The sequence below is a fragment of the Micromonospora sp. WMMA2032 genome (genome assembly GCF_002688545.1).
Lineage (GTDB): Bacteria > Actinomycetota > Actinomycetes > Mycobacteriales > Micromonosporaceae > Micromonospora > Micromonospora sediminicola.
Genome location: NZ_CP024052.1, coordinates 318,585 through 344,177, shown reverse-complemented (window position 1 = coordinate 344,177; position 25,593 = coordinate 318,585). Strand labels below are relative to the sequence as shown.

At 74.9% G+C, this 25,593-nt stretch carries 24 protein-coding genes and 2 riboswitches; of the genes, 16 read left to right on the top strand and 8 right to left on the bottom strand.

Annotation, left to right across the window (positions count from 1 at the left end):
- Positions 1-17 precede the first annotated feature (17 nt).
- The 5 genes from CO540_RS01480 to CO540_RS01460 all read left to right on the top strand — a co-directional run bounded on the left by CO540_RS01480 (position 18) and on the right by CO540_RS01460 (position 5,893).
- Positions 18-596, top strand: coding sequence for a copper resistance CopC family protein (locus CO540_RS01480; protein ID WP_099160586.1), 579 nt, complete (start codon positions 18-20; stop codon positions 594-596).
- Positions 597-646: 50 nt separating this feature from the next.
- Positions 647-2,740: a cytochrome c oxidase assembly protein gene (locus CO540_RS01475; protein WP_253866345.1), complete on the top strand. Its 2,094-nt coding sequence runs from the start codon at positions 647-649 to the stop codon at positions 2,738-2,740.
- Positions 2,741-2,878: 138 nt separating this feature from the next.
- Entirely contained in the window at positions 2,879-4,348 is a 1,470-nt protein-coding gene (locus CO540_RS01470) for a PepSY domain-containing protein (protein WP_099160585.1), read from the top strand.
- 120 nt (positions 4,349-4,468) lie between these two features.
- Positions 4,469-4,609: riboswitch (cobalamin riboswitch) on the top strand.
- A gap of 148 nt (positions 4,610-4,757) precedes the next feature.
- Positions 4,758-5,270, top strand: a complete 513-nt coding sequence (locus CO540_RS01465) for an acyl-CoA thioesterase (RefSeq protein WP_091573973.1) — start codon at positions 4,758-4,760, stop codon at positions 5,268-5,270.
- Positions 5,267-5,893 (top strand): LysE family translocator, encoded by a 627-nt coding sequence (locus CO540_RS01460; RefSeq protein WP_253866343.1) that lies wholly within the window; start codon positions 5,267-5,269, stop codon positions 5,891-5,893. The genes CO540_RS01465 and CO540_RS01460 overlap by 4 nt, the downstream gene beginning before the upstream one ends.
- Before the next feature lie 31 nt (positions 5,894-5,924).
- On the opposite strand, the gene CO540_RS01455 is transcribed toward CO540_RS01460, so the two are convergent.
- A complete protein-coding gene (locus CO540_RS01455) occupies positions 5,925-6,755 on the bottom strand; it encodes a PrsW family glutamic-type intramembrane protease (RefSeq protein ID WP_099160584.1) in 831 nt (276 codons plus the stop codon).
- 130 nt (positions 6,756-6,885) lie between these two features.
- A riboswitch (cobalamin riboswitch) is annotated at positions 6,886-7,097 on the top strand.
- 118 nt (positions 7,098-7,215) lie between these two features.
- Between CO540_RS01455 and CO540_RS01450 the strand changes: the two genes are divergently transcribed.
- The 4 genes from CO540_RS01450 (at position 7,216) to CO540_RS01435 (ending at position 13,536) form a co-directional block, all read left to right on the top strand.
- On the top strand, positions 7,216-9,603 hold the full coding sequence (locus tag CO540_RS01450) for a ribonucleoside-diphosphate reductase subunit alpha (protein ID WP_099160583.1): 2,388 nt from the start codon (positions 7,216-7,218) through the stop codon (positions 9,601-9,603).
- A gap of 20 nt (positions 9,604-9,623) precedes the next feature.
- On the top strand, positions 9,624-10,619 hold the full coding sequence (locus CO540_RS01445) for a ribonucleotide-diphosphate reductase subunit beta (RefSeq protein ID WP_099164533.1): 996 nt from the start codon (positions 9,624-9,626) through the stop codon (positions 10,617-10,619).
- 161 nt (positions 10,620-10,780) lie between these two features.
- Positions 10,781-13,015, top strand: a complete 2,235-nt coding sequence (locus CO540_RS01440; protein WP_099160582.1) for a hypothetical protein — start codon at positions 10,781-10,783, stop codon at positions 13,013-13,015.
- Entirely contained in the window at positions 13,009-13,536 is a 528-nt protein-coding gene (locus tag CO540_RS01435; protein ID WP_099160581.1) for a hypothetical protein, read from the top strand. Before CO540_RS01440 ends, CO540_RS01435 begins: the two co-directional genes overlap by 7 nt.
- Here the strand turns inward: CO540_RS01435 and CO540_RS01430 are convergent.
- Entirely contained in the window at positions 13,533-14,297 is a 765-nt protein-coding gene (locus CO540_RS01430; protein WP_099160580.1) for a helix-turn-helix transcriptional regulator, read from the bottom strand. The genes CO540_RS01435 and CO540_RS01430 overlap by 4 nt on opposite strands.
- 146 nt (positions 14,298-14,443) lie before the next feature.
- Here CO540_RS01430 and fgd point away from each other — a divergent pair, with 146 nt between their 5' ends.
- Positions 14,444-15,448 (top strand): glucose-6-phosphate dehydrogenase (coenzyme-F420), encoded by a 1,005-nt coding sequence (fgd, locus tag CO540_RS01425; protein ID WP_099160579.1) that lies wholly within the window; start codon positions 14,444-14,446, stop codon positions 15,446-15,448.
- On the top strand, positions 15,445-16,071 hold the full coding sequence (cofC, locus tag CO540_RS01420) for a 2-phospho-L-lactate guanylyltransferase (protein ID WP_099160578.1): 627 nt from the start codon (positions 15,445-15,447) through the stop codon (positions 16,069-16,071). Before fgd ends, cofC begins: the two co-directional genes overlap by 4 nt.
- Before the next feature lie 48 nt (positions 16,072-16,119).
- On the opposite strand, the gene CO540_RS01415 is transcribed toward cofC, so the two are convergent.
- Both CO540_RS01415 and CO540_RS01410 read right to left on the bottom strand, forming a co-directional pair.
- Positions 16,120-16,965 (bottom strand): DUF6081 family protein, encoded by an 846-nt coding sequence (locus CO540_RS01415; protein WP_157779043.1) that lies wholly within the window; start codon positions 16,963-16,965, stop codon positions 16,120-16,122.
- 19 nt (positions 16,966-16,984) lie between these two features.
- Positions 16,985-17,896: an NmrA/HSCARG family protein gene (locus CO540_RS01410; RefSeq protein ID WP_253866341.1), complete on the bottom strand. Its 912-nt coding sequence runs from the start codon at positions 17,894-17,896 to the stop codon at positions 16,985-16,987.
- A gap of 245 nt (positions 17,897-18,141) precedes the next feature.
- Here CO540_RS01410 and CO540_RS01405 point away from each other — a divergent pair, with 245 nt between their 5' ends.
- Both CO540_RS01405 and CO540_RS01400 read left to right on the top strand, forming a co-directional pair.
- Positions 18,142-18,567 (top strand): PPOX class F420-dependent oxidoreductase, encoded by a 426-nt coding sequence (locus tag CO540_RS01405; protein ID WP_091573963.1) that lies wholly within the window; start codon positions 18,142-18,144, stop codon positions 18,565-18,567.
- Positions 18,568-18,631: 64 nt separating this feature from the next.
- Positions 18,632-19,657 carry a transaldolase family protein gene (locus tag CO540_RS01400; protein WP_157779042.1) on the top strand — a complete coding sequence of 342 codons (1,026 nt, stop codon included), beginning with the start codon at positions 18,632-18,634 and terminating at the stop codon, positions 19,655-19,657.
- 60 nt (positions 19,658-19,717) lie between these two features.
- Here the strand turns inward: CO540_RS01400 and CO540_RS01395 are convergent, their stop codons facing one another.
- Together CO540_RS01395 and CO540_RS01390 are read right to left on the bottom strand one after the other, a co-directional pair.
- Positions 19,718-20,632 (bottom strand): NADP-dependent oxidoreductase, encoded by a 915-nt coding sequence (locus CO540_RS01395; protein ID WP_099160574.1) that lies wholly within the window; start codon positions 20,630-20,632, stop codon positions 19,718-19,720.
- Positions 20,633-20,701: 69 nt separating this feature from the next.
- Entirely contained in the window at positions 20,702-22,465 is a 1,764-nt protein-coding gene (locus CO540_RS01390) for an MFS transporter (RefSeq protein WP_099160573.1), read from the bottom strand.
- 117 nt (positions 22,466-22,582) lie between these two features.
- On the opposite strand from CO540_RS01390, the gene CO540_RS01385 reads away from it, so the two are divergent.
- The 3 genes from CO540_RS01385 to CO540_RS01375 are packed head-to-tail and all read left to right on the top strand — an operon-like array spanning position 22,583 to position 24,221.
- Complete coding sequence (locus CO540_RS01385) at positions 22,583-23,098, top strand: MarR family winged helix-turn-helix transcriptional regulator (protein ID WP_141561870.1); 516 nt, start codon at positions 22,583-22,585, stop codon at positions 23,096-23,098.
- Between the two features lie 39 nt (positions 23,099-23,137).
- Positions 23,138-23,563, top strand: a complete 426-nt coding sequence (locus CO540_RS30685; protein ID WP_157779041.1) for a DUF6069 family protein — start codon at positions 23,138-23,140, stop codon at positions 23,561-23,563.
- 28 nt (positions 23,564-23,591) lie between these two features.
- Entirely contained in the window at positions 23,592-24,221 is a 630-nt protein-coding gene (locus CO540_RS01375; RefSeq protein ID WP_099160571.1) for a DsbA family oxidoreductase, read from the top strand.
- A gap of 56 nt (positions 24,222-24,277) precedes the next feature.
- On the opposite strand, the gene CO540_RS01370 is transcribed toward CO540_RS01375, so the two are convergent.
- Positions 24,278-24,778 (bottom strand): biotin/lipoyl-containing protein, encoded by a 501-nt coding sequence (locus tag CO540_RS01370; protein ID WP_099160570.1) that lies wholly within the window; start codon positions 24,776-24,778, stop codon positions 24,278-24,280.
- A gap of 23 nt (positions 24,779-24,801) precedes the next feature.
- A complete protein-coding gene (locus CO540_RS01365) occupies positions 24,802-25,584 on the bottom strand; it encodes an SDR family NAD(P)-dependent oxidoreductase (protein WP_099160569.1) in 783 nt (260 codons plus the stop codon).
- Positions 25,585-25,593: the final 9 nt, after the last annotated feature.

Sequence of the window (25,593 nt, the reverse complement as noted above, 5' to 3'; positions counted from 1 at the left end):
GGAAGGCTCCTCCCCCGATGCGTACCCGATCCGCCGTCGCGTTCCTCGCCGCGCTGCTCGCCGCCGCCGCGCTGCTGCTGGCGCCGGCCGCGCCGGCCGCCGCGCACAACACGCTCCAGGCGGCCACGCCGGCCCAGGACGCCCGGCTGACCGCCGCGCCGACGACGGTCACGCTGCGGTTCCTCCAGCAGCTCAACCCGCAGTTCACCACCATCGTGCTCAGCGACTCCGGCCAACGGAAGGTCCCCACCGGCGCCCCCGCCGTCGACGGTCCCACCGGCACGATCTCCGTCGACGAGCCGCTGGCCAACGGCACCTACACGGTCGCCTACCGGGTGGTCTCGGCCGACGGCCACCCGGTGCAGGGCTCGTACCGGTTCACCGTCGCCGACCCGGCGGCCCCGGCCGTGCCGGCACCGGCGGCTGCCACGACCGGCGGCGACGCGGGTCCGACATCGACCGCCGCGGGTCCGGCGTCCGCCGCGGCCGGTGGTGACGACGGCCCGCCGGCCGTCCTGCTCGCCGCCGGCGTGGTCGTCGTCGTGGCCGTGGCCGGCGCGGCCCTGCTGCTGTTCCGACGCCGCCGCGCCTCCTGAACCACGACGCCGGCCGAACCCGGCGTCCCGTCCGAAGTCAGGTCCGCACCGTGCACCAGCCCACGCCGTCCCCGACACCCCGTTCCCTGCCCGACACCGGCCGCCCGGAACAGGCCGGGCCAGGCCGCCCGGAACAGGCCGGGCCGGACCGCGCGGAGCGACCCGCGTCGGCGGCCGGTGGCTGGCTCGTCGGGCTGGTGGCGGCCGGTGCGGCGGTGGCCGTGCTGCTGCTCGCGCTGCGCCTCGGCGGCGCGCTCGCCGCCGCGATCCCCGGCCTGCCCGATCCCGGCCCGGTCACCACCTGGGCGCTGCCGCCGGTGCGACTGCTCGCCGACGCGCTCGCCACCCTCACCGTCGGCTTCGCGGTGACCGCCGCGTTCCTGCTGCCCGGCGACGGGACGAGCGTGTCCGCGCACGGCTGGCTGCTGCTGCGCCGCGCCGGCCTGACGGCGGCCGGCTGGGCCGTGACGAGCCTGACGCTGCTGGTGCTGACCGTCTCCGACCTGCTCGGCGTGCCACTGGACCGGCTCGGTGCGGCGAGCGTGGTCAGCTTCGGCGTCGACATCGCGCAGGGCCGCTCGTTGCTGGCGCAGGCGGGGCTGGCCGCGGTGGTGGCGGTGGCGGCCCGGGTCGGCGTGTCCCGGGGTACGGCGGCGCTCGCGTCGGCGGTCGCGCTGGTCGGGTTGCTGCCGCCGGCGCTGACCGGGCACGCGGCCGGGGCGGGCAACCACCAGATCGCCGTGTCGAGCCTCGCCCTGCACGTGCTCGCGGCGGCGTTGTGGGCCGGCGGTCTGGCCGCGCTGCTGAGCATCCGGCGCAGCCGGCACCTGCCCGGGGCCGCCGCGCGGTACAGCCGGCTCGCGCTGGCCTGCTTCGTCGCCGTCGCGGTCAGCGGCCTGGCCAACGCCGCGGTACGCCTCGGCGCGGTGGACCAGTTGTGGCAGTCCCGCTACGGGTGGCTGGTGCTGGGCAAACTCGCCGCGCTGGTGGCGCTGGGGCTGATCGGCGCGGCGCATCGCACGCGTACCCTGCCGGGTCTTCGTGCCGGGCGGCGCGGCGCGTTCGCGCGGTTGGCCGCCGGGGAGCTGATGGTCTTCGCCGCGACGGTCGGCCTGGCCGTGGCGCTGTCGCGCAGTCCGACGCCGGTCGCCGAGCCGGTCGACGCCGACCCGGTGACCGAGGTGCTGGGCTTCGGCATGCCGGCCGCGCCCACCGCGGCGCACCTGCTCGGGCAGCCGCTGCCCGACCTGTTCTTCCTCACCGTGACCGTGGTCGGGATCGCCGCCTACCTGGCCGGGGTGCGGCGGCTACGCCGGGCCGGGCACCGCTGGCCGGCGGCGCGCACCGCGAGCTGGGTCGGCGGCCTGCTGGTGCTGGCCGCCGCCACCGGCCTGGGTTTCGCCCGCTACGCGTACGTGTTGTTCAGCGCCCACATGGCCCAGCACATGGTGCTGTCCATGCTGGTGCCGATCCTGCTGGTCGGCGGCGCCCCGGTCACGCTCGCGTTACGGGCGCTGCGCCGCCCGGACGACCCGCAGGTGCGGGGCGCCCGGGAGTGGCTGCTGCGCGGCCTGCACAGCCGCCTCACCCGGCTGCTCACCCATCCGGTGGTGGCGCTCGGCATCTACACCGCCAGCCTCTTCGGCCTCTACTTCAGCGACCTGCTCGGCACGCTGATGCGCTCCCACCTCGGGCACCTGGCCATGCTGGGGCACTTCGTGGTCTCCGGCTACCTGCTGTTCTGGGTGCTCATCGGCATCGACCCGGGCCGACCCCGGGTGCCCCACCCGATCCTGGTGCTCATCCACCTGGCCGCGATGATGGCGCACGGCTTCTTCGGACTCGCGCTCATGCAGACCACGACCGTCATCGCACCGGACTGGTACCTCGGCGTCCATCCCGGATGGGCGTCGTCGCCGCTGGCGGACCAGAAGCTGGGCGCCGGCATCGCCTGGGCGTTCGGCGAGATCCCGGCCGCCGTGGTGATGGTCCTGCTGGTCCGGCAGTGGATCCGGGCCGACGAGCGCGAACAGCGCCGCCTCGACCGGGCCGCGGACCGGGCCGAGGCCACCGGCGAGGACGACGACCTGGCCCGCTACAACGCGTTCCTGGCCGCCACCGCGCGCCGCCCCGACCGGAACTGATCGGAGCATCGGCGGGAACTTCCGCGCGGTCCGGTCCGACCATTCACCCGGGAGACGGCAACCGCGCACACCGGCACGGCTCGACGGGCACGGGCCGGCCCGTTCCCCAATTCCTGTTTCCCGATCGGAGTTGCCCTGATGTCTGTGACCGAACTGCCCGGCGACCACGCGCCGGACTCCCCCGCCACACCGCCGGACGCCGCCCGACCGCCCCGCCGGCCCGCGCCGCTGACGGCCCTGCTGACCCGCCTGCACTTCTACGCCGGCGTCCTGGTCGCGCCGTTCCTGCTGGTCGCCGCGCTCACCGGGCTCGCGTACACGATCACGCCGCAGCTCGACGCCGCGCTCTACGGCGACAAGCTCACCGTCACCGCGGTCGGCGGGCAGCCGCGACCGCTCGCCGACCAGATCGCCGCCGCCCGCGCCGCGCATCCGGACGGCACGCTGACCTCGGTGCAGCCCGGCACCGGCGAGCGGACCACGCAGGTGGTGTTCGCGCAGGAGGACCTCGGCGACCGGCAGCACACCGTCTACGTCGACCCGTACACCGCCGAGGTGGCGGGACAGCTCACCACCTGGTTCGGGTCGACACCGGCCACCACCTGGCTGGACGACCTGCACCGCAACCTGCACCTGGGCGACGTCGGGCGGCACTACTCCGAGATCGCGGCGAGCTGGCTGTGGGTGCTGGCGCTGGGCGGCGTGGTGCTGTGGTGGCGCCGGCGCGCCGCCGGCCGCGCCCGCGCCCGGCACCTGCTCGTGCCCGACCTGTCCGCCGGGCGGGGCGTACGCCGCACCCGGGGCTGGCACGCCACCACCGGCGTCTGGCTCACCGTGGGTCTGCTCTTCCTCGCCGCAACCGGTCTGACCTGGTCCCGCTACGCGGGGGCGAACTTCGGCGCCGGGTTGGACGCGTTGCGCGCCGGCACCCCGGAGATCTCGACCACGCTCGACGGCGCGCCGCCCGCCACCGGCGGTGGGGAGCACCGGCACGGCGGGACGGCCACCGCGCCGGCGGCCGACCCGGCCACGTACGACCGGGTGCTGGGCGCCGCCCGCGCCGCCGGCCTGTCCGGCCCGGTCGAGATCGCACCGGCGGCGCACGACGGTGCCGCCTGGACGGTCGCGCAGACCGACGACACCTGGCCGGTCGCGTACGACCGGGTGGCCGTCGACCCGGCCGGCGGCACGGTGACCGCGCGCAGCGACTTCACCGACTGGCCGCTGCTGGCGAAGCTCAGCAAGCTCGGTATCCAGGCCCACATGGGCCGTCTCCTCGGGCCGGTCAACCAGGTCCTGCTCGCCGCGCTCGCGCTCGGCCTGCTCTGCGTCGTCGTCTGGGGCTACCGGATGTGGTGGCAGCGCCGGCCCACCCGCGCCGACCGCCGGGCGCCGCTGGGCGCACCGCCGGCCCGGGGCGCGTGGCGCGGCACGCCGTGGTCGGCGCTGTTGGTCGGCGTGCCGGTGGTGGCGGCGCTCGGCTGGGCGCTGCCCTGGTTCGGCGGCACGCTGCTCGGCTTCCTGGTGGTCGACGCCCTGACCGGGCTGCTCGGGCGCCGGCGCCGGCGCCGGAGCGTCCCGGTGTCACCCGCCCCGGCCGGCAGCTGACCGGCGTCCCGCCCGGCGACCCTCCACCCGGGGCCGCCGGGCGGGGCCCGGCGGCCCGAAGGTGCTGGGTTACGCTGCCGGCAGCGCTGGTTCACCCGGTCGGCCCCGGCCGGGTGTCGCAAGAGGGAACCCGGTGGAAGTCCGGGACTGCCCCGCAGCGGTGAGTGGGAACGACCGCCGTCAACGAAGCACTGGGCCACCCGGCCCGGGAAGCGACGGCCAGTAGGCGACCTCGTGTCGTGCCCGCGAGTCCGAAGACCTGCCCGCGCCGCGCGCACCGACCGGTGCGCGCTGCCGTCGACCTCGCGGGTGGGTCGGGCGGGTGACACGCCGCACGCGAACCGTCGGCGTGCCCTCGACGATGCGCCCCGCCCGGTCGGCGGTCCGCTTCGCGAGGACGGAACCACACGTGCCCGACACCAGCACGCTCACCGGCCGACCACCGTCGGCCTCGCACCTGACGCTGTCGCAGATCATGGACCAGCACCACACCAACCTGATGGGTACGGTGCACGGCGGTCGGATCCTCAACCTGATCGACTCGGTGGCCGGCGTGGTCGCCGCCCGCCACTCCGACGGACCGGCGGTCACCGCCGCCATCGACGAGACGGCCTTCCTGCGCGCGGTGCGGGTCGGCGACGTGGTCCACGTCGACGCCCGCATCACCTGGGCCGGGCGCAGCTCGATGGAGGTGGCGGTGAAGGTCAGCGCCGACCGCTGGGACCGGGCGGTGCCGCCGGTGGACGTGGCCACCGCGCACCTGGTGATGGTGGCCGTGGACGACCACGGCCACCCCCGCGCGGTGCCGCCGCTGCGCCCCGAGACCGACGGCGACCGGCGCCGCTACCGCGAGGCGCACATCCGCCGGGAGCACCGGCTGGCGCTGCGGCGGGCGCTGCTCGACGGCGGGGGCGAGGCGTGACGGCCGGACTGCCGCCGGCCGTGCTGGCGGGCTATTTCGCGGCGATCGTGCTGCTCATGCTCACCCCGGGACCGGACATGATGTTCGTGCTCGCCAACGCCGCCCGGTACGGCGCCCGGGCCGGCGCGGTGGCCGCGCTCGGGGTCGCCGCCGGCGAGGCGGTGCACGTCGCCGCCGTGGTGGCCGGGCTCGCCACCGTGGTCGCCGCGTCGCCGGTGCTGTTCACCGCTATCCGGTGGGCCGGCGCGGCCTACCTGGTCGTGCTGGGGGTGCGGGCGTTGCGCGGCGCCGGACGGCCCGGCGCGTCGGCGGACCGGGCCGACGGGCGGGCCGGCCGGGCGTTCCTGCGCGGTCTGCTGACCAACCTGCTCAACCCGAAGATGATCCTGTTCAGCGTGGCGTTCCTGCCGCAGTTCGTCCGGCCCGGCGAGGGACCGGTGACGGCGCAGCTGGTGCTGCTCGGCGCGCTCTTCGTCGCGGTCCAGCTCACCGTCGACCTGGCGCTGGGGCTGGGCGCCGGCCGGATCGCCGGCCGGTGGGGCGACAGCCGCTGGTCGCGGCGCATCGACCGGGTCTGTGCCGTGGCGTTCGTCGCGCTGGGGATCCGGCTGGCTGCCGGTTGACGTCCGGGGTGGCCGGTGGGCGCGGCGGCGCTCACCGGCCGGGCGTGGCGCCCAGCCCGTCGTCGACCCGCCGCGCCGCCGCGGCCGGGCCCGCCGGCACGTCGCCCGGCCGCTCCTGGTCGAGGTGCAGGCGCAGCAGCACCCAGCCCAGCGACACCCCGCCGATGAACAGGTAGGCGGCCTGGGTGCCGAACGTGTCCCAGCAGGTGTGCAGCGTGACGGCCGCGGCGAAGGTCAGCAGGAACGCCGCCAGCCGGCGCCCGCCCGGCGCGGCGGCGAGGGCGAACAGCGCGCCGGCGGTCAGGCCGGTCCAGGACAGGTGCGCGGCGGGCGCGGTCAGGCCCCGGATCAGCAGCGTCTGCTCGACCGTGCCGAGGTTGCCCTGGGACCCGACCAGCGCGGTGAACGCGTAGCCCATCGTCTCCAGCGCGGCGAAGCCGGCGCCGGAGGCCACCCCGATCACCAGACCCTCGCCCGGCGACCGGCGCCGGCGCCACAGCAGCAGGATCGCCACCGGCACGATCAGCTTCGCCGTCTCCTCGATCAGGCCGACGAACACCATCGGCAGCACGCCGAGGCGGTGCAGGGTGTCGTACTCCAGCCAGCCGGCCGCGACGACACCGACCACCCCGCCGACGAACGCGGCGAGGCCGACGACCGAACCGGGGACCCGCCACCGGCCGGTGCGGCCCTGCGCGAAGGTCAGGAACGTGGCCGGTGCGATGGCGGCGCCGAGCAGGATCAGCGCCGGCACGAAGTTGATGTTCCGGGTGCCGGCCAGTGTCTCCAGCACCAGCAGGAACAGCCCGACACCGACCAGCAGGACCGCGACCCACGCCCAGCGGCGCCCCAGATTCGCCATGCGCCGAGTATCGCCGTCGACACCGGCGTCCGCCATGGCGGGGGACCCGTCGACGCCACCGTGGACGCTGAGACGTTGCCGACACGCGGACGCGACATGTGGTGTTGCCTACGGGAGGCCACCGCCATATATGGTGTTCACCGCAGCTGGTTCACCCGGTCGGCCACGGCCGGGTGTCGCAAGAGGGAACCCGGTGAAAATCCGGGACTGCCCCGCAGCGGTGAGTGGGAACGACCGCCGTCAACGAAGCACTGGGCCACCCGGCCCGGGAAGCGACGGCCAGTAGGCGACCCCGTGTCGAGCCCGCGAGTCCGAAGACCTGCCAGCGCGCCGTGCGCTGCCGCGCGCGGCGGTCGGAGGTCGCGCGGGACGACCGACGCCAGCAGCCGGGCCGGCCCTGCGCCGTGCCCGTTGGCGTCCTCCCGCCGTCCGAGGCCATCGGTGACAGCGAGGAGAGGTCATGACGGTCGTGCAGGAGAGTCCACCGTCCGAGGTGGGCGGACCGGAGCAGCGCCGGCCCGTGATGCGGGTCCGCAAGCGCGACGGCGACGTCGAGCCGGTCGACGTCAACAAGATCGTCAAGGCGGTCGATCGGTGGGTCGCCGACCTGGACGAGGTGGACCCGCTGCGGGTGGCCACGAAGACGATCAGCGGGTTGTACGACGGCGCCACCACCGCCGAACTGGACCGGCTGTCCATCCAGACCGCCGCGGAGCTGATCGGCGAGGAGCCGCAGTACTCCCGGCTGGCGGCCCGCCTGCTCGCCGCGTTCGTGGACAAGGAGGTACGCGGGCAGCAGGTGGCGAGCTTCAGCCAGTCGATCGCGTACGGGCACGGGCTGGGGCTGATCGGCGACGGGACCGCCGCGTTCGTCGCGCGCCACGCCCGCAAGCTGGACGACGCCGTGGACCCGGCCGGTGACCTGCGGTTCGAGTACTTCGGGCTGCGCACGGTGGCGGACCGCTACCTGCTGCGGCACCCGGAGACCCGGCTGGTGGTGGAGACGCCGCAGTACTGGCTGCTGCGGGTGGCCTGCGGCCTGTCCCACACCCCGGACGAGGCGGTCGGCTTCTACCGGCTGATGTCCAGCCTGGCCTACCTGCCCAGCTCCCCCACGCTGTTCAACTCCGGCACCCGCCACACCCAGATGTCCTCGTGCTTCCTGGTCGACTCCCCCCGCGACGAGCTGGACTCGATCTACGAGCGCTACCACCAGGTGGCGAAGCTGTCGAAGTTCTCCGGCGGCATCGGCATCTCCTGGTCCCGGGTACGCGGCCGGGGCGCGCTGATCCGGGGCACCAACGGCCGCTCCAACGGCATCGTGCCGTTCCTCAAGACGCTCGACGCCGGGGTGGCGGCGGTCAACCAGGGCGGCCGGCGCAAGGGCGCGGCCTGTGTCTACCTGGAGCCGTGGCACCCGGACGTGGAGGAGTTCCTGGAACTGCGGGACAACACCGGCGAGGAGTCCCGCCGGACGCACAACCTCAACCTGGCCAACTGGGTGCCGGACGAGTTCATGCGCCGGGTCGAGGCCGACGGCGAGTGGTCGCTGATCGACCCGTCCGACGCGCCGGAGCTGCCCGACCTCTACGGCGAGGCGTTCGACGCCGCGTACCGGGCGGTCGAGAAGAAGGCGGTCCGCACGGTCCGGGCCCGGGACCTGTACGGGCGGATGATGCGCACGCTCGCGCAGACCGGCAACGGGTGGATGACGTTCAAGGACGCCGCGAACCGGCTGTCCAACCAGACCGGCGAGCCGGGGAACGTCGTGCACCTGTCCAACCTGTGCACCGAGATCCTGGAGGTCAACGACGACGCCGAGACCGCCGTGTGCAACCTCGGCTCGGTCAACCTCGGCGCGCACGTCACCGCCGACGGGGTGGACTGGGAACGGCTGCGCGCGACGGTGCGCACCGCGGTGGTGTTCCTCGACCGGGTGATCGACATCAACTACTACCCGGCCGCGCAGGCGGCGGCGTCGAACCCGCGCTGGCGGCCGGTCGGGCTGGGCCTGATGGGCCTGCAGGACGCGTTCTTCGCGCTGCGCCTGCCGTTCGACTCGGCCGAGGCGAAGGAGCTGTCCACCCGGGTGCAGGAGGAGATCTTCCTGACCGCGCTGGAGACCTCCGCCGGGCTGGCCGAACGGTTCGGCCCGCACCCGGCGTACGACCGGACCCGGGCGGCGAAGGGTGACCTGCACCCGGACCTGTGGGGCGCGGAGCCGACCCAGGTCGGGCGCTGGGCCGCGCTGCGGGCCCGGATCGCCGCGCACGGCCTGCGCAACTCGCTGCTGGTGGCGATCGCGCCGACCGCCACCATCGCGTCGATCGCCGGCTGCTACGAGTGCATCGAGCCGCAGGTGTCCAACCTGTTCAAGCGGGAGACCATGTCCGGGGAGTTCCTCCAGGTCAACACCTACCTGGTGCGGGAACTGAAGGCGCGTGGGCTGTGGACGCCGCAGATCCGGGACCGGATCAAGCGCGCGGAGGGCTCGGTGCAGGACGTCACCGAGCTGCCCGCCGAGGTGCGGGAGCTGTTCCGCACCGCGTGGGAGCTGCCGCAGCGGGCGCTGATCGACCTGGCCGCCGCCCGGGCGCCCTGGATCGACCAGTCCCAGTCGCTGAACCTGTTCCTGAGCGCGCCGACCATCGGCAAGCTCTCCTCGATGTACCTGTACGCCTGGAAGGCCGGGCTGAAGACCACCTACTACCTGCGGTCCCGTCCCGCCACCCGGATCCAGCAGGCCACCGTCGCCGTGACCCCGGCGATCGCACCGCTCGTCGTGGCCGACGACGAGGCGCTGGCCTGCTCCCTGGAGAACCCCGAGAGCTGCGAGGCCTGCCAGTGACCACCACCGACACCCGGCCCATGCTGCTCGACCCCGGCATGGACCTGACCCTGCGCCCGATGCGCTACCCGCACTTCTTCGACCGGTTCAAGGACGCCATCCGCAACACCTGGACGGTCGAGGAGGTGGACCTGCACGCCGACCTGGCCGACCTGGCGTCGCTGTCCCCGGCCGAACGGCACCTGGTGTCGCGGCTGGTGGCCTTCTTCGCCACCGGCGACACCATCGTCGCCAACAACCTCGTGCTCAACCTCTACCAGCACGTCAACTCCCCCGAGGGCCGGCTCTACCTGTCCCGGCAGCTGTTCGAGGAGGCGGTGCACGTCCAGTTCTACCTGAACCTGCTGGACACGTACGTGCCGGACGAGACGGAGCGGTTCGCCGCGTTCGCGGCGGTGGAGAACATCCCGTCGATCGCCCGCAAGGCCGAGTTCTGCTTCCGGTGGATCGACTCGATCCACGAGCTGCGGGAGCTACGGACGCGGGCGGACCGGCGGGCGTTCCTGCTCAACCTGATCTGCTTCGCCGCGTGCATCGAGGGGCTGTTCTTCTACGGCGCGTTCGCCTACGTCTACTTCCTGCGGTCCCGGGGCCTGCTCAACGGGCTGGCCTCCGGCACCAACTGGGTGTTCCGGGACGAGTCCATGCACATGGCGTTCGCCTTCGACGTGGTGGACACCGTGCGCGCCGAGGAGCCGGACCTGTTCGACGAGAAGATGGAGCGGCAGATCCGGGAGATGCTCGCCGAGGCGGTGGAGTGCGAGGCGCAGTTCGCCGAGGACCTGCTGGAGCAGGGCGTGTCCGGGATGTCGCCGGCCGACATGCGCGAGTACCTCCAGCACGTGGCCGACCGGCGCCTGGCCAGCCTCGGCATCGCGCCGATGTACGGCAGCCGCAACCCGTTCGCGTTCATGGAGCTTCAGGACGTGCAGGAGCTGTCGAACTTCTTCGAGCGGCGGGTGTCGGCGTACCAGGTCGGTGTCACCGGCAGCGTCACCTTCGACGACGACTTCTAGCGCGGTGGGCCCGCCCCGCGCCGGGACGGCCGGGGCGGGTCCGCAGTCCCGTCGACGACATTCCCGGTACGCGCATGCGCGTATCGCCCCTGCCTCCCCGATCCGCGACGTTGTCATCGCCGAACCCAGGGCGGGCGTCGGCGGACGAGGGGGGAACGCGCGTGAAACGGATACGTCAACGGCTGCGGCCGTTCCTGGCGGCGGCGCTGGCCATGGTGGTCGGCGCCGCCGTCACCACCGCGCTGCCGGCCACGCCGGCCGCGGCGAGCTACGGCTCGACGGTGACGGTCACCGTCGACGAGATGCACACCACCGAGTGCCTGGACCGGGTCTGGCTGGTCGTGTGCGACACCCCGGAACTCTTCGGCGTCGCGATCATCACGCAGGACGACGGCCAGCAGCTGCGGTGCGAGATGGCGCTGCCGGCGGCCGGCGGGACGGACATCGTCACCCCGAGCACGGTGTGCGCCGGGCGCTCGGTGACCGGCAACTTCCGGGTCAACTTCGAGCTGTGGGAGGACGACTCCACCGAGGGCGGCAGCCGGGACCAGGCCGACCTCAACGCCGGCACGGCCAAGGACTGGGCGACGACGAACCTGCTCGGCGGCCGGTCCGGCACGTCCCGGTGGACGACCAGCGGCGGCCCCTCCCGGGCGATCTTCACCGTGTCGGTGTCACCCCGGCCCACCGCCATCGCCATCTCGTCGCCGCCGCCCGGCGGCACGCCCCGCGAGTTCGACCCGCGACTGGGCGAGATCCTGACCGTCAGCGGCACCCTGTCGGTGCCCTCCGCGCTGCGGTTCACCGTCACCGCGCAGGCGACCGGGGCGTCGTTCGTGCTGTTCGAGGCGCCGTTCTACGGCGGTGTCTTCAACGTCACCTGGGACGGTCGCTGGTCCGACGGGTCGTACGCGGCGGTCGGCGGATACACGATCACCGTCGCCGACCCGGTCGACGGCGCGTCGGCGCGCACCACCCAGGCGCGGGTGATCCAGCGGGTCGGCCTGGCCTTCACCGGCATGACCAGCCAACCGGCCACCAACTGGCAGTACCGCAGCGGCCCGATCGTCATCGGCGCGGTCGCCTCGGCGGCCGGGACGTTCCGGATGCGGGTGCTGCGCGGCGCCACCGAGGTGTACCGCACCGCCGACCAGCGCCGCGCCGCCGGCCCGCTCTCGTTCTCCTGGAACGGCCGGCACGCCGACGGCTCCTGGGCCACCCCCGGCAGCTACACGTTCACGCTGGAGGGCACCGCCGACGACGGCCGGGCGTTCCCGGCCGCCTCGCGGGTCGTGCCGGTCAGCGACCCGCCGCCGGGCCTGGAGGTGTACGCGCTGGCCGAGCCGGGCGTCCCGGCGGTCAACCCGCAGGCCGTGCCGGGCACGTCGATCCGGGCCAAGGTGGTCGCCGCCGACCACACCGCGCGACCGGCGGCCCGGATCACCGTCGAGATGAGCCCGGCCGGCTGGATCGGCCGCCCGGTCACCCACGCGCCCCGGGTGGTGAAGACCTGCGTGCAGACGACCGAGTGCCAGGCGGTGATCCCGTCGGACATCCTCGCCGGGGAGGCGGTCGCGTACCGCGTCACCGCCAGCGAGGCGGACGGGGTGCCGGAGATGCGCACCGCGACCGCGGACTGGCGGATCACCGACCTGAACCCGCCGGATCCGTCGCAGGGTCCCGAGGTCACCCTGGTGCCGCTGTGGCGGGCCAGCGTGCCGGCGGTGGTGGGCTCGGACGGGCGGGTGAACACCCGGCCGCTCAACCAGACCATCGACGTGGCGTACGCGCCCGGCAGCGGCTACGACACGTCCACGCTGGACGGCGCGCGGCAGTTCGGCAACGCGGTCGACGACAACGCGTGGCAGCTGCTGGGGATCCGCTCGCGGGTGTTCCCCAGCTCGATCGGCACGCACTGGTCCCAGGTGGGCATCTGGGTGCAGAACGTGCCGGTCGAGGTGACGGTCAGCCCGGACGGTGACGCGCTGTGCCGGCGCGGGCCGTTCAGCCCGGTCAGCTTCGCCGAGACCAACGGCGTGCTGCACACCGTCAACTGCCGGGACAACGCCTCCGGCGCGGTGTTCAGCGCCGACTCGCCGATCGTGGGCTGGCACGAACTGCACCACAGCGCCTACCACGAGGGCGACGAGTACTGCTGCGACGGCGGCTACTCCTACGGCGACGGGCGCAACACCTACCCCTCGCTGTCGGCCTGCCAGCGCGGCGGGTCGGACGCGCGCACCTGCAACGAGATCACCGACGGGGTGAGCCCGACCGGTTGGTGGCGCAGCGACGGGCCGATGGCCGACGTCATGATCGACAACTCGGTCGAGCGGGCCGACGACATCCGGGCCGCCGAGGCGACCTTCGCACGATGCGGGAGAGGGCAATGCTGAACCGACGGATCCGGATCCTCCTCGCGGCGGCGCTCACGGTGCCGTTCCTGGGCGCCGCCGCGGTGGCCACCCGGACCGGGACCACCGCGGCCGGCGCGGCGCCGGTGGTGCCGGCGCCGACCGTCGACCCGGCGAACCCGACCACCGGCACCCACCTGCGGCTCGGGCTGCGCGTGTCGGCGCGCGCCGCGACGCCGAACCTGCTGGAGATCGACAGCGGGTTCGCCTCGTCGTTGCGCGGCACGGGCGGGCCGTTCCAGCTCGTGGTCCGGGACTCCGGCGGTTCCGTGCTGGACACGCTGTGGCTGGACGACCCGCTGGCGACGCGGGTCTACGGCAGCAAGGAGAAGGCCCACGACAACCCCCGGGCCAAGGAGGCGGACGTGGTGGTGGACCTGCCGGTCACCGACACCGCGTACGTGGTGGACGTGGTGCTGGCCGACCGGCGGATCGGTCAGGTCGAGGTGGCCTCGCTGATCGCGGCCTGCCGCAACGCGCCGCTGCCCTGCGCCACCATCTAGGCCCGCGGGCCGGGCACCTCCAGGATGCCGAGCGCCACCGCCCGCATGACGGTGGCGACCGGCCCGGAGGTGCCCAGCTTGCGGTGCACGTTCTCCAGGTGCTTGCGCACGGTGCCGGCGGCCAGGCCGAGCCGGCGCGCGGTGGCCGGCACGGTCAGGCCGTCGGCGATGCCGCGCAGCACCTCCACCTCCCGCCCGGTCAGGCCGGCGCCGCCGGGCGGCACCGGCCCGCCGGGCAGCCGCACGCACCGGTGCACGGCGATCAGCGCCGGCTGCAACCGGCCGAGCAGGTCCATCTCGCGCGCGTCGAAGACCCGGTCCCGGTTGAACTGGTACCAGCTCAACACCGGCGTCGGGCCGACCACCAGGGCGACCGTGTGCGCCCCGATGCCCCGCGGCGCCAACACCTCGCGGTAGAGCGCGTGCCGCCGCCACTGCCGCTCCGACAGCACGTCGGTGACCTGGAGCGGCCCCGCCGGGTACGGGTGCGACCGGCGTACGGTCGGCGCGAACAGCGGATGGTCGGTGAGCTGGTGGTGCATCCGCCGCACCAGCGGCCGGTCGACCGGCCGGTCCGCGGCGAGGTCGGGCAGGCGCAGCGTGGCCAGGTCCAGTTCCGCGTAGGTGGACAGCTCGCTGCGCAGGCGGTGGGCCACGGCGGCGAGCACGGTGTCGACGAGCGCGCGCCCCCGCAGGGCGCCGATCCCGGTCGCCACCTCGCGGACCCACGCCCGGTCCGCGGCGGTGGTGGAAAGCGTCACGAGCGGACCATAGGAGCCGGCGCACGCGCGGCCGGTCGGCAAGTGGACACTGATCACCTTCCAACACCGCCCGGTCTCGACCGCGGTTCGAGGCCGCCCCGAACCGCACCGGAGATCGTCGAGCCACCGACAGACAGGGGTGGCAGATGGTCAGGTTCGGCTACAAGGCCTCCGCCGAGCAGTTCGGCCCGCGGCAACTGCTGGAGTACGCGGTCCGGGCCGAGGAGCACGGGTTCGACTCGGTCTTCGTCAGCGACCACCTCCAGCCGTGGCGGCACGACGGCGGTCACGCCCCGGCCGCGCTGCCCTGGCTGGGGGCGCTGGTCGCCCGTACCCGGCGGATCGTCGTGGGCACCAGCGTGCTCACGCCGACGTTCCGCTACCACCCGGCGGTGGTCGCGCAGGCCTTCGCCACCCTCGGCTGCCTGGCGCCCGGGCGGGTGGTGCTCGGCGTCGGGTCCGGCGAGTCGCTCAACGAGGCGCCGCTGGGCGCCCCGTGGCCGCCGCCGGCGCAGCGACTGGCCCGGCTGACCGAGGCGGTCGAGCTGATCCGCAGGCTGTGGCGCGAGGACCGGGTCGACTTCGCCGGCCGGTTCTACCGCACCGACCGGGCCACCGTCTACGACCGGCCGGAGCAGCCGGTGCCGCTCTACGTCGCCGGCGGCGGCCCGGTGGCGGCCCGGCTCGCCGGGCGGCTCGGCGACGGCTTCATCTGCACCAGCGGCAAGGGCCGCGACCTGTACGCCGACCGGCTGCTCCCGGCGGTGGCCGAGGGCGCCACCGGCGCCGGGCGGGACCCGGACGCGCTCGACCTCACCGTCGAGGTGAAGGTCTCCTTCGACACCGATCCGGACCGCGCGCTGCGGGACACCGCCCACTGGGCGGCGCTGGCGCTGACGCCGGAGGAGAAGACCGGGGTGGACGACCCGATCGAGATGCAGCGCCGCTCCGACGCGCTGCCGCTGGCCCGGGCGGCCAGCCGCTGGATCGTCTCCGCCGACCCGGCCGAGCACGCGGCCCGCGTGCAGGAGTATCTCGACCTGGGCTTCCGGCATTTGGTGTTCCACGCTCCCGGCCCGGACCAGGCCCAGTTCCTCAGTCTCTACAGCACCAAGGTGCTGCCGCTGCTCTCCGTCCCGGACCCGCGGTGACGCTGCCGGAGTGGACGGTGCTGGTGCCGGTGAAGCGGCTCGACCGGGCGAAGAGCCGGCTGGCCCTGCCGGTCGGGCTGCGCCGCGCGGTCGCCGAGGCGATGCTCGTCGACGTGCTCGCCGCCGCCGCTGCGGTGGCGCGGGTGTGCCTGGTCACCGGCGAGCCGGTGGCCCGAGGTTGGGGCGTACCCGTGCTGCCGGACCCCGGTGGCGGGCTGTCGGCGGCGGTCCGGGCGGCCGCGGCGCGCATCGCCGGGCCGGTGGCGGTGCTCTCCGGGGACCTGCCGGCCGCCCGGCCGGCGGAACTGGCGGACGCGCTGGCCGCCGCGTCGGCGCACGAGGCGGCGGTGCTGGCCGACGCCCCCGGCACGGGCACCACGCTGCTCACCGCGCGCAGCGGCCGACGACTGCGGCCGGCGTACGGGCCGGGCTCGCGGGCCCGGCACGCGACGGCCGGGACGGTCGACCTGACCGGGTCGCTGTCGGTGCCCGGCCTGCGTCGCGACGTGGACACCGTGGCCGACCTGCGCGACGCCCTGCGGCTGGGCCTCGGCCCGGCGTCGGCGGGGGTGCTGGCCGCCGCCGGGCACGCGCCGAGCGGCCACCCCTGGCTGCCCTGGTGACTCCGGGTCGCGGGACCGCCGGGCGGGCACTGGCGGTCCCGCGCCGGCTCAGTCCCGGTACGCGGTCAGGCGCCGCACGTCCAGCCGCACGCCCTGGCCCCAGATCCGGTCGGCGAACAACGCCAGCCCGACCGTGAGCTGCCGGGGCGCTGCCGACTCGGCCGGCCGGCCGTTGTCCCGCAGCGCGTACCCCGGGTCGAGGACGCGGTGCCCGATCCGGTCGACGGTGAGCACCTCGTCGTCGCCGACGTACCAGTGCGCGGTGCGCCGGTCCGCGTCGTAGCGCAGGGCCAGGTCGTGGACGTCCCCCGGCTCGCGGTCGCGGACCGGCACCGCGAACGAGAACCCGCCGTAGGTGTGCGGCGGGAACGCCAGCCGCTCGTAGACGGCGAAGACGCACCGGTCGGTGACGATGAAGTCGAACACCATGCCGGTCTCCCGGTCCATGCAGATCAGCGCCGACGCGCCCAGCCGCAGGTCCCGGCGCGGGTCGGCGACGGCGTCGCCGTACGGGTGGCGGTCCAGACCGTACGCCCGCACGGCCAGCTCCGCCCGCAGCGTGAAGCCGCCGGCCGGCACCGCGAAGCCGGGCAGGCCCGCCGGGGTGTCCCGGTTGGCCATCAACGCCCAGCGCAGGTGGTCGGTCTCCGACAGCGGCTGCGGCGGGTCGGCGAACGCCGGCTCGCCGGTGCCCGGATCGGTCCCGGTCGGCACCACGGTCAGGCCGCCCTCCCCGGTGACCGGCGCCCCGTCCCCGGCCGGGAAGCCGGGCACCGGTCGCAGCCGCCACCGCGAGGTGGGCCCACCGACCGAGAGCGGACCGGTGAAGTCGTCGTGCAGCACCTCCTCCCCGCTGCGGTGCGGACGGGTCGTGGTCTCGGACTCGGCGCTCATCGCCACCTCCACTGTCGGGTCAGCCGTTGCGCGGCACACCGGCCGCCGGCGGGGCGCTGTGGGTGCTGCTCGGCGCCCAGCCGGTACGCGACAGCCAGCCGGCGAGGGTAAGCAGCTCGGGGTTCTGCCGGCGCAGGGCCGGGATGTCGGCGTGGTAGCCGATCCGGTTCAGCCAGCCGTAGGCGGTGGCCTGCCACTCGCTCTGCCGGCGCAGCTCCTCCATCGGCACCGGCTCGTAGCGGGTGGGCAGGCCGGTGTGCCGGGCGAACGTGGCGGCGATCTGCTCGCCGGTCAGCTCGTCCCCGGCGAGTTCGATCCGGGCGCCGACGGTCGCCGGATCGTCGAAGGCCGCGGCGGCGAAGAAGCCGATGTCACCGGAGGCGATCATCTGCAACGGGGTGTCCGGCGCCAGGCCCCGCCGGTAGACCAGCTCGTCGCCCTCCCGCAGCGGCGGGTACTGCGCGAAGTTGTCCATGAAGTAGGTGGGGCGCAGGAACGTGGCCGGCAGGTCGTGCTTGCGGATGCGGTCCTCGATGCGCAGCTTCGCCTCCCGCCAGAACACCCCCTCGGGGCGCTCCGCGCCCCCCACCGAGCTGTGCACGTAGTGCGCCACGCCCACCTCGCCGGCGACGTCGGCCACGGTCAGGCCGTGCCGTTCCTCGGCCGGCACGCCGCCCGGCCCGAGCGGGGTCTGCACGCTGAACACGCCGTACGCCCCGGTCATCGCGGCGCGCACCGACGCGGCGTCGTCGAGGTCGCCGACGACCAGGGTGGCGCCCCGCGCCGCCAGGTCCCGCGCCGCCGGGCGCCCCGGGTCCCGGACGAAGGCGCGCACCGCCCAGCCCCGCCGCAGCAGGTGCCGCGCGGTTCCGCCGCCCTGCTTCCCGGTCGCCCCGAACACCAGCACCCACCGGTCTGCCCGTGCTGTCACGGCCACCTCCTCGCCCTCGCGGCCACGGCGGGCGGCGTCCGGCCGTCCGCGTCCTGCCGACGAAGGCTCACCGGCGGGGATAGAGCCGGCGTCGAGAGCCGGTCGAGGCCGCCGGTTCGAGTCGCCCTCGACCCGGCCTCCAGTCCGGGGCGAGCCGGGGCCCCGACGATCGGGCCGCCGGGTGTGCCGCACACCCGGCGGGCCGCGCGCGGCGCGGGCCGGACGCCGACGAGGGGCAGGATGACGTGATCTTCACCGAGGACGAGCTGGAGTACCTGAGGTCGCAGCGGCTCGGCCGGCTGGCCACCGCGCAGCCCAACGGCACGCTCCAGAACAACCCGGTCGTCTACTGGTACAACGCCGAGCTGGACTGCATCGACATCGGCGGCCGGGCGATGGCCACCACGCAGAAGTTCCGCAACGTCGCGGCCAACGGCAAGGCGTCGTTCGTCATCGACGACGTGGTCTCCCGCCGCCCGTGGCGGGTGCGGGGCATCGAGATCCGCGGGCTCGCCGAGGCGCTGGTCGACCAGCCGGTCCCGCCGGAGCTGGAGTTCCTCAGCCCCGAGCTGATCCGCATTCACCCCCGGCGGCTGTTCACCTGGGGCCTGGACCCGAACCACCTGGCGATGGTGCGGCGCACCGTCACCCCGGCCACCACCGCCGGCTGACCGTCCACCGGCCATCCCCTGACACGCCGTGCCACGGCGTGCCGACGCCAGAAGGAGACAGATCGTGACGGACAACCTCCGCCGGCTCGTGGACGCGGGCCTGAGCGTGTGGCGGGACGATCCGGCGGCGGTCGCCGCCGACCCGCCGGCCGGAACCGGGCTGGTCCTCGGCGCCGACGCGGTCCGGGCCGCGCTCGCCGACCCGGCGGCCACCGAGGGCGACGACGGGGACGACGCGGTGCGGCGGATCACCACCGCGGTGGCGCGCCGGGCCGCCGACGCGTTGCTGCCCGCGTACCACGCCGCCGGCGGACGCGACGGCCTGGTCAGCGTGGAGGTCGACCCGCGGCTGGCCGACGACGTCGACGGCGCGGTGGCCGAGGCCCGCCGGGTCGTCGACCTGGCCGACCGGCCGAACGTGGTGGTCCGGGTGTTCGCCGCCGAGGCGGCCCGGGAGCTGCTGGCCGGCGGGATCGGCGTCGAGGTGGCGCTGGTCTCCGCGCCGGAGCTGATGCGCGCGGCGCTGGACACCGTCCGCGAAGGGCTGGACGCGGCCGAGGGCTTCCCGCCGGCGCTGGTGTCGGTGCCGGTGGCCGACGTGGACACCGAGGTCGACAAGCGGCTGTGGGCGATCGGCACCGACGACTCGGCCCGGCTGCGCGGCACGGCCGCCCTGGCCACCGCGCGGATGACCTACGCGGCCTACGAGAACGCGCTGCGCGCGCCGGCCTGGGGCCGGCTGACCGCCTCGGGCGCGCCGAAGCCCCGGCTGGTGTGGACCGCCACCCAGGTCCGCGACCCCTACTACCTGGAGACCCGCTACGTCGACGAGCTGGTCGTCTCCGGCGCGGCCACCGTGCTCTCCCCGGCCACCTGGCGGGCCGTCGTCGAGTACGGCGAGCCGCGCGGCGACACGGTGCACGGCACGTACGAGGAGGCCCGGCAGGCGCTGGACCGGCTCACCGACATCGGCGTGGACCTGCCCGACGTGCACCGGGTGATCCGGGCGCGGTCGGTGGCCCGCTCGGTGGCCGGCTGGCAGCGGGTCCGCGACGCGGTGGCCGCCACGCGCCGGCAGCCGGTGGGCTGAGCCGGACCGGCCGGCACGGCCCCCGGACGCCTCGGCGTCCGGGGGCCGTTCGCGCGTCGCTCAGTCGACGACGAGTGCCACCTTGCCGCGCACGTGGCCGGTCTCGACCAGGCAGTGCGCCTCCGCCGCCCGGCTCAGCGGCACGGTCTCGGCCACCTCCACCACGAGCTTGCCCTCGGACCAGAGCCGGGTGAGGTCGTCGAGCTTCTGCGCCGAGCGTTCGGTGCCGATGCGCCGGATGCCGAGCTGCGCGGACCGGGCCCAGTCGGCGATGGTGACGATCCGCTCGGTGCTGCCCAGCAGCTCCAGCGAGACGTCCAACGCCTCGCCGCCGATCGCGTCGAGGGCGCAGGTGATCCCCTGCGGCACGGCCGCCCGCACCCGGTCGGCCAGGCCCGGGCCGTAGGTCACCGGGACCGCGCCGAGCGACCGCAGGTAGTCGTGGTTGCGCTCGCTGGCGGTGCCGACGACCTGGGCGCCGCGCGCCTTGGCCAGCTGGACCGCGAACGAGCCGACCCCGCCGGCGGCGGCGTGGACCAGCAGCGTGTCCTGCGCGCCGACGCGCAGCTCGTCCAGGGCGGTGTACGCGGTCTGCCCGGACGCGGTCAGCACGCCCGCCTCGGCCCACGGCATCTTCGCCGGCTTGTGGCCCACCTGCTCGGCCGGGACCACCACGGTGTCGGCGTAGCCCTGCATGTCGAGGTAGGCGATGACCTCGTCGCCGTCGGCGAACCCGGTCACGCCGTCGCCGACCTGGTCGACGATGCCGGCCACCTCGTTGCCGAGCCGCACCGGAAAGGTCAGCGGGTTGTACGCGGCGAAGTCACCCCGCCGCGTGGCACAGTCGAACGGCTGGACCCCGGCCGCCTTGACCCGGATCCGCACCTGGCCGGCGCCGGCCTCCGGGTCGGGCGCGTCGACGAGGTGCAGCACCTCGGGCCCGCCGTACTCGTTGAACACCACGATCTTGGCCATTGTCATCCTTCCGCCGGCGCGGGTCGCCGGTGTCTAGTGTGGAGGTTGTCGGCTCGTCGGCGCGGCCGGTCAGGTCGCGGCCGTCGGTTCGGGAGGCGCGGCGGCGGCGCGCTCGCCGGTCCCGCCGCCGGGCTGCCAGCGACGGGCGAACGGCGGCAGCAGCATGGTCAGCAGGAACGCCGCCACCAGCAGCGCCGCGGAGACCCCGATGGTGCGGACCAGCGTGCCGGAGAAGCCGGCCCGGCCGGCGTCGCGGGCGGCGGCCTCCACCGCCTCGCCGACCGCGCGCGGGTCGGCGCTGGCCGCCGCGACCCGCGTGGTGCTCTCGCCCAGGCGGGCGCAGGCGGCCGGCACCCGGGCCGGGTCGCTCGCCTGGGCGCCGGCCCGACCGCAGGCGCGCACGTCGGCCACCAGCCGGTCCTGGTCGGACGCGGTCACGCCGACCGCGCCGAGCCGGGCCCGCAGGTCGGCCGCGCCGGTGTCGGCCGCGCCGGAGACCTGCCCGACGAGCACGCCGAAGAAGACCGTGCCGAGCACCGCGGCGCCGAGCGCGCCGCCGAACTGCTGGATCGCGGTCATCGTGCCGGAGGCGGAGCCGTATTCCTGCGGGCGTACGCCGGCGAGCACGATGTCGAAGAACGGGGACAGGAACAGGCCCAGGCCGGACCCGTAGACCAGCAGCGGTCCGGCGAGGTGCCAGGGCGAGACGCCGGCGCCGTCGGTCCGCAGCACCAGCGCCACCGCGGCGAGGCCGACCAGCATCAGCAGGATGCCGAGTTGCAGTGAGCGTCGACCCAGCCGGGCGGAGAGCCCGGCGCCGGCGAACGCGAAGCCGACCATGCTGCCGAGCGCCTGCGGCAGCACGGTCAGGCCCGCCCTGAGCGGCGAGTAGCCGAGCCCGACCTGGAGGAACACGGCGAGCACCAGGCCGAACCCGACCATCGAGGTGAAGATGGCCAACCCGGTGGCGAGGCCGCCGGTGAAGGCCCGGTTGCGGAACAGGGTCGGCACGATCAGCGGGTCGCCGCCACGGCGGTGCACCCGCGTCTCGATCCGGGCGAACACCACGAAGAGCACCAGGGACAGCGCGATCATGGCGAACGCCCAGGCCGGCCAGCCCAGTTCCCGCCCCTGCACCACCGGGTAGACCAGCAGCAGCGCGGCCACGGCGGCGAGCAGCGCGCCGGGCACGTCCAGCCGCCGCGCGCCGCTGGTCTGGCCGCCGGGCAGGAAGCGGGCGCCGGCGACCACGGCGAACAGCCCCAGCGGCAGGTTGATCAGGAAGATCATCCGCCAGCCGGTGCCCCAGACGTCGGCGCTCACCAGGGCGCCGGCGAGCACCGGGCCGGCCACCGAGGCCAGCCCCATCGCCGGGCCGAACACCCCGAACGCCTTGCCCAGCTCCTGCGCCGGGAACATCGCCCGGATCACGCCCAGGCCCTGGGGCAGCATCACGGCGCCGAACAGGCCCTGCACCACCCGCGCGCCGACCAGCGTGCCGGGGGACGTCGCGACCGCGCAGAGCAGCGAGGCCACGGTGAACCCGGCCGCGCCGACCAGGAAGACCCGCTTGCGGCCGTAGAGGTCGCCGAGCCGGCCACCGGTGATCAGGCCGGCGGCGAGGGCCAGGGTGTAGCCGGCGCCGAGCCACTGGATCAGCGCCGGCCCGCCGCCCAGCTCCGCCCGGATGGACGGCGCCGCGATGTTGGTGACCAGGGTGTCGAGCAGGTCCATGATCGAGGCCAGCAGTACGACGGCGAAGGCGGCCCAGCGCCACCGGTAGGCTCCGCCGGCCACCGTCGACGCGGGCGCGAGGGCCACGTTGTCGGTCATGTCGTCCCGTTCGTCGGAGCGCCCCGGCGGGTGCTGAACGCCCACCGGGAGGCAGTAGCGAAAAAGTTCGAAAGTCGATACCTTCTAAGTCCGAAGTATTCGGGGTTCGGAGTGACCATGTCAAGGAGAACGCGGGACGAGGTGGTCTACGCGTTGATGCGGACCTGGCGGGCGTCCCGCCTGCAGACCGATCTGCTGGACGACGCCGCCTTCCACAAGATCGGCATCAACCGCACCGACGGGCGGTGCCTCGACGCCCTGAGCGAGGGGCCGATGCCGGCCAGCGTCCTGGCCCAGGCCTGCGGCATCAGCCCCAACGCGCTGACCACCGTCGTCGACCGGCTCGCCGAGCGCGGGCTGGTCGAGCGGGTCAAGGACCCGGCCGACCGGCGTCGGGTGCTGGTCCGGCTCACCCCGCTGGCCGACCACGTCAGCCAGCAGCTCTACGGGCCGGTGGTGGCGTGGTCGCTGCGCAACTTCGAGAAGTACTCCACCGAGGAACTCGCACTCATCGAGGGCTTCATCGACGCCGGCCGGCGGTTCCAGGCCGAGCACATGAGGTACATCGCCGCGCTGGACCTGTCCTGGGAGGTCCCGGACAGCCCGGCCGGCGGAACCCCCGAGCCGGGCTGAGACACCGGCCCGGCCACCCACAAGCAGAGGGAGCAGAGCATGAGCAGCGCCATCGGAGAGGCCCGCCCCGCCCTGGGGCGCCGGGCCACCCGGGCCGTGGTCGTCGTGGCGGCGGTGGTCGCCGCGGTCGTGGTGTTCGCCGTCGCCGACGCCGTGGCCGGCGAGATCCGCGTACCGCAGCGGCCCGCCTCGTCCGAGACCGAACCGCTGACCCTCAGCGCGGTCACCTTCGCCGCCGCGCTGGCCTGCCTGGCCGGCTGGGCACTGCTGGCCGTGCTGGAACGCTTCACCGCCCCGGCCCGGGCCCGGGCGGTGTGGACCGGCGTCGCCCTGCTCGTGTTCCTGCTCAGCCTGCCCTACCTGCCGGGCTTCCGGCTGGCCGACCGGGTGGCGGTCGCGCTCGTGCACACCGCGCTGGCCGCCGTCCTCATCCCGGGGCTGCGCCGCACCGGCCGGGCCGCCTGAGCGGCCGGGCGAGGAGAGGAGGAACGCCGTGCTGGTGGAGGTCTGGGCCGACATCATGTGCCCCTGGTGCTGGATCGGGAAGCGGAGGTTGGCACGCGCGTTGGCCGACCACGGCGACCCGGACACCCGGATCACCTGGCGGGCCTTCGAACTGCGGCCGGGCCACCGGCGTACCCCCGACCTCACGCTGGGCGAGGTGATGGTGCGCTGGCGCGGCCGCACGGAGGCGGAGGTGACCAAGCTCTTCGGCTGGATCCGCACCCTCGGTGCGCAGGAGGGGCTGGAGCTGAACCTCGCCACCACCCGCCCGGTCAGCTCCTTCGACGCCCACCGGCTGTGCCACCTGGCCGACGCCGCCGGGTCGCGCGACGAGATGACCGAGCGGCTGTTCCGGGCCCACCTGACCGAGAACGTCAACGTGGCCGACCACGACGTGCTGGTCGGCCTCGCCACCGAGGTCGGCCTGGACCCGGCGGAGACCCGGCGGGTGCTCGACGGCGACCGGTACGCGGCGCAGGTCCGCGCCGAGGCCGGCGCGCCCGGGGTCACCGGTGTGCCGACCGTGGTGGTCGACCGACGGGAGCGGGCCGCCGGCGCGTTGTCGGTGGACGACTACCGGGCCCTGCTCGCCCGGGCCGCCACGCCCAGCCGGCCGTGACGGCGGCGCCGGCCCGGACACGGTCCGGGCCGGCGCCGTGCGGGCGCGGCGGCCGCTCACCCGTCCAGTGGGGACAGGGCGATCAGCGGCTCGTCGTACTCCACCGGGGCGCCGTCGGCGCGCAACACCTCGGTGACGGTGCCGTGCGCGTCGGCGTGCACCGGGATCATCAGCTTCATCGCCTCGACGATGCCCACCTGCTGGCCCGGTTGGACGATGTCCCCCTCGGTGACGAACGGCTTCGCCCCCGGCTCCGGCGCCCGGTAGAAGACCCCCACGGTCGGCGCGCGCACCAGGTGCCGGGCGGGCTCGTCGTCGGCCGCGGGGACCGGCGCCGCCACGCCCACCGGGTCGGCGGCCGGCGCCATCGCCACCGCCACCGGCGCGCCGACCGTCGCCCACTCCGCCTCCAGGGTCAGCGCACCGGCCCGGATCCGCAGCGCCGTCGGCGGCCGGGGCAGGTCGGCGAGCAGTCGCAGGGTGCTGCGCCGGACGGCGTCCAGGGCGGCGGTCAGGTCCGGCTCCCGGTCGGTGCCGTCGTCGTTCTCTGGGCTCATGCCAACCTCTTCCGGTCCGTCGCTCAGTAGTTGCCCAGACCGCCGCAGACGTTCAGCGCCTGCGCGGTCACCGCCGCCGCGTCGTCGTGCACCAGGTACGCGACCATCGCGGCGACCTCGTCGGGCCGGACGTAGCGGCCGATGGGCACCCGGGTGGTGATCCGGTCGAACGTCTCCTCCTCGGAGACCCCCCAGATGTCGGCGTAGTGCGCGCGCACGCGCTGCGCCATCGGCGTCTCCACGAACCCGGGGCAGACCGCGTTCACCGTGACGCCGGTGCGCGCCAGCTCCAGCCCGAGCGCCTTGGTGAAGCCGACCACGCCGTGCTTGGAGGCCGAGTACGGCGCGGCGTGCACCACGCCCTGCTTGCCCCCGGTCGACGCGATGTTGATCACGCGCCCCCGTCCCCGCGCCAGCATGCCGCCGGTGGTCAGCGCCGCCTTGGTCATCAGGAAGACGCTGTTCAGGTTGGTGTTGATCACGTCCAGCCACAGCTCGTCGTCGATCTCGGCCGTCGCGCCGCCGCCGCTGCGCCCGGCGTTGTTCACCAGGACGTCCAGCGGGCCGTACCGGGCCACCGCGGCGGCCACGAACCGGCGCACGTCGGCCGGCACCGACACGTCGCACACCTCGCCGTCGGCGTCGAATCCCTCCTCGACGAGGCTCTTGACCGTCGCGGCCAGCTCCCCCTCGTGACGTGAGCAGATGAAGACGCGGTGCCCGTCCCGGGCCAACCGCCGGGTGACGGACAGCCCGATGCCACTGGTCGCCCCGGTCACGACTGCGACCGGCTGGGTTCTCTCCACGGTCCCTCC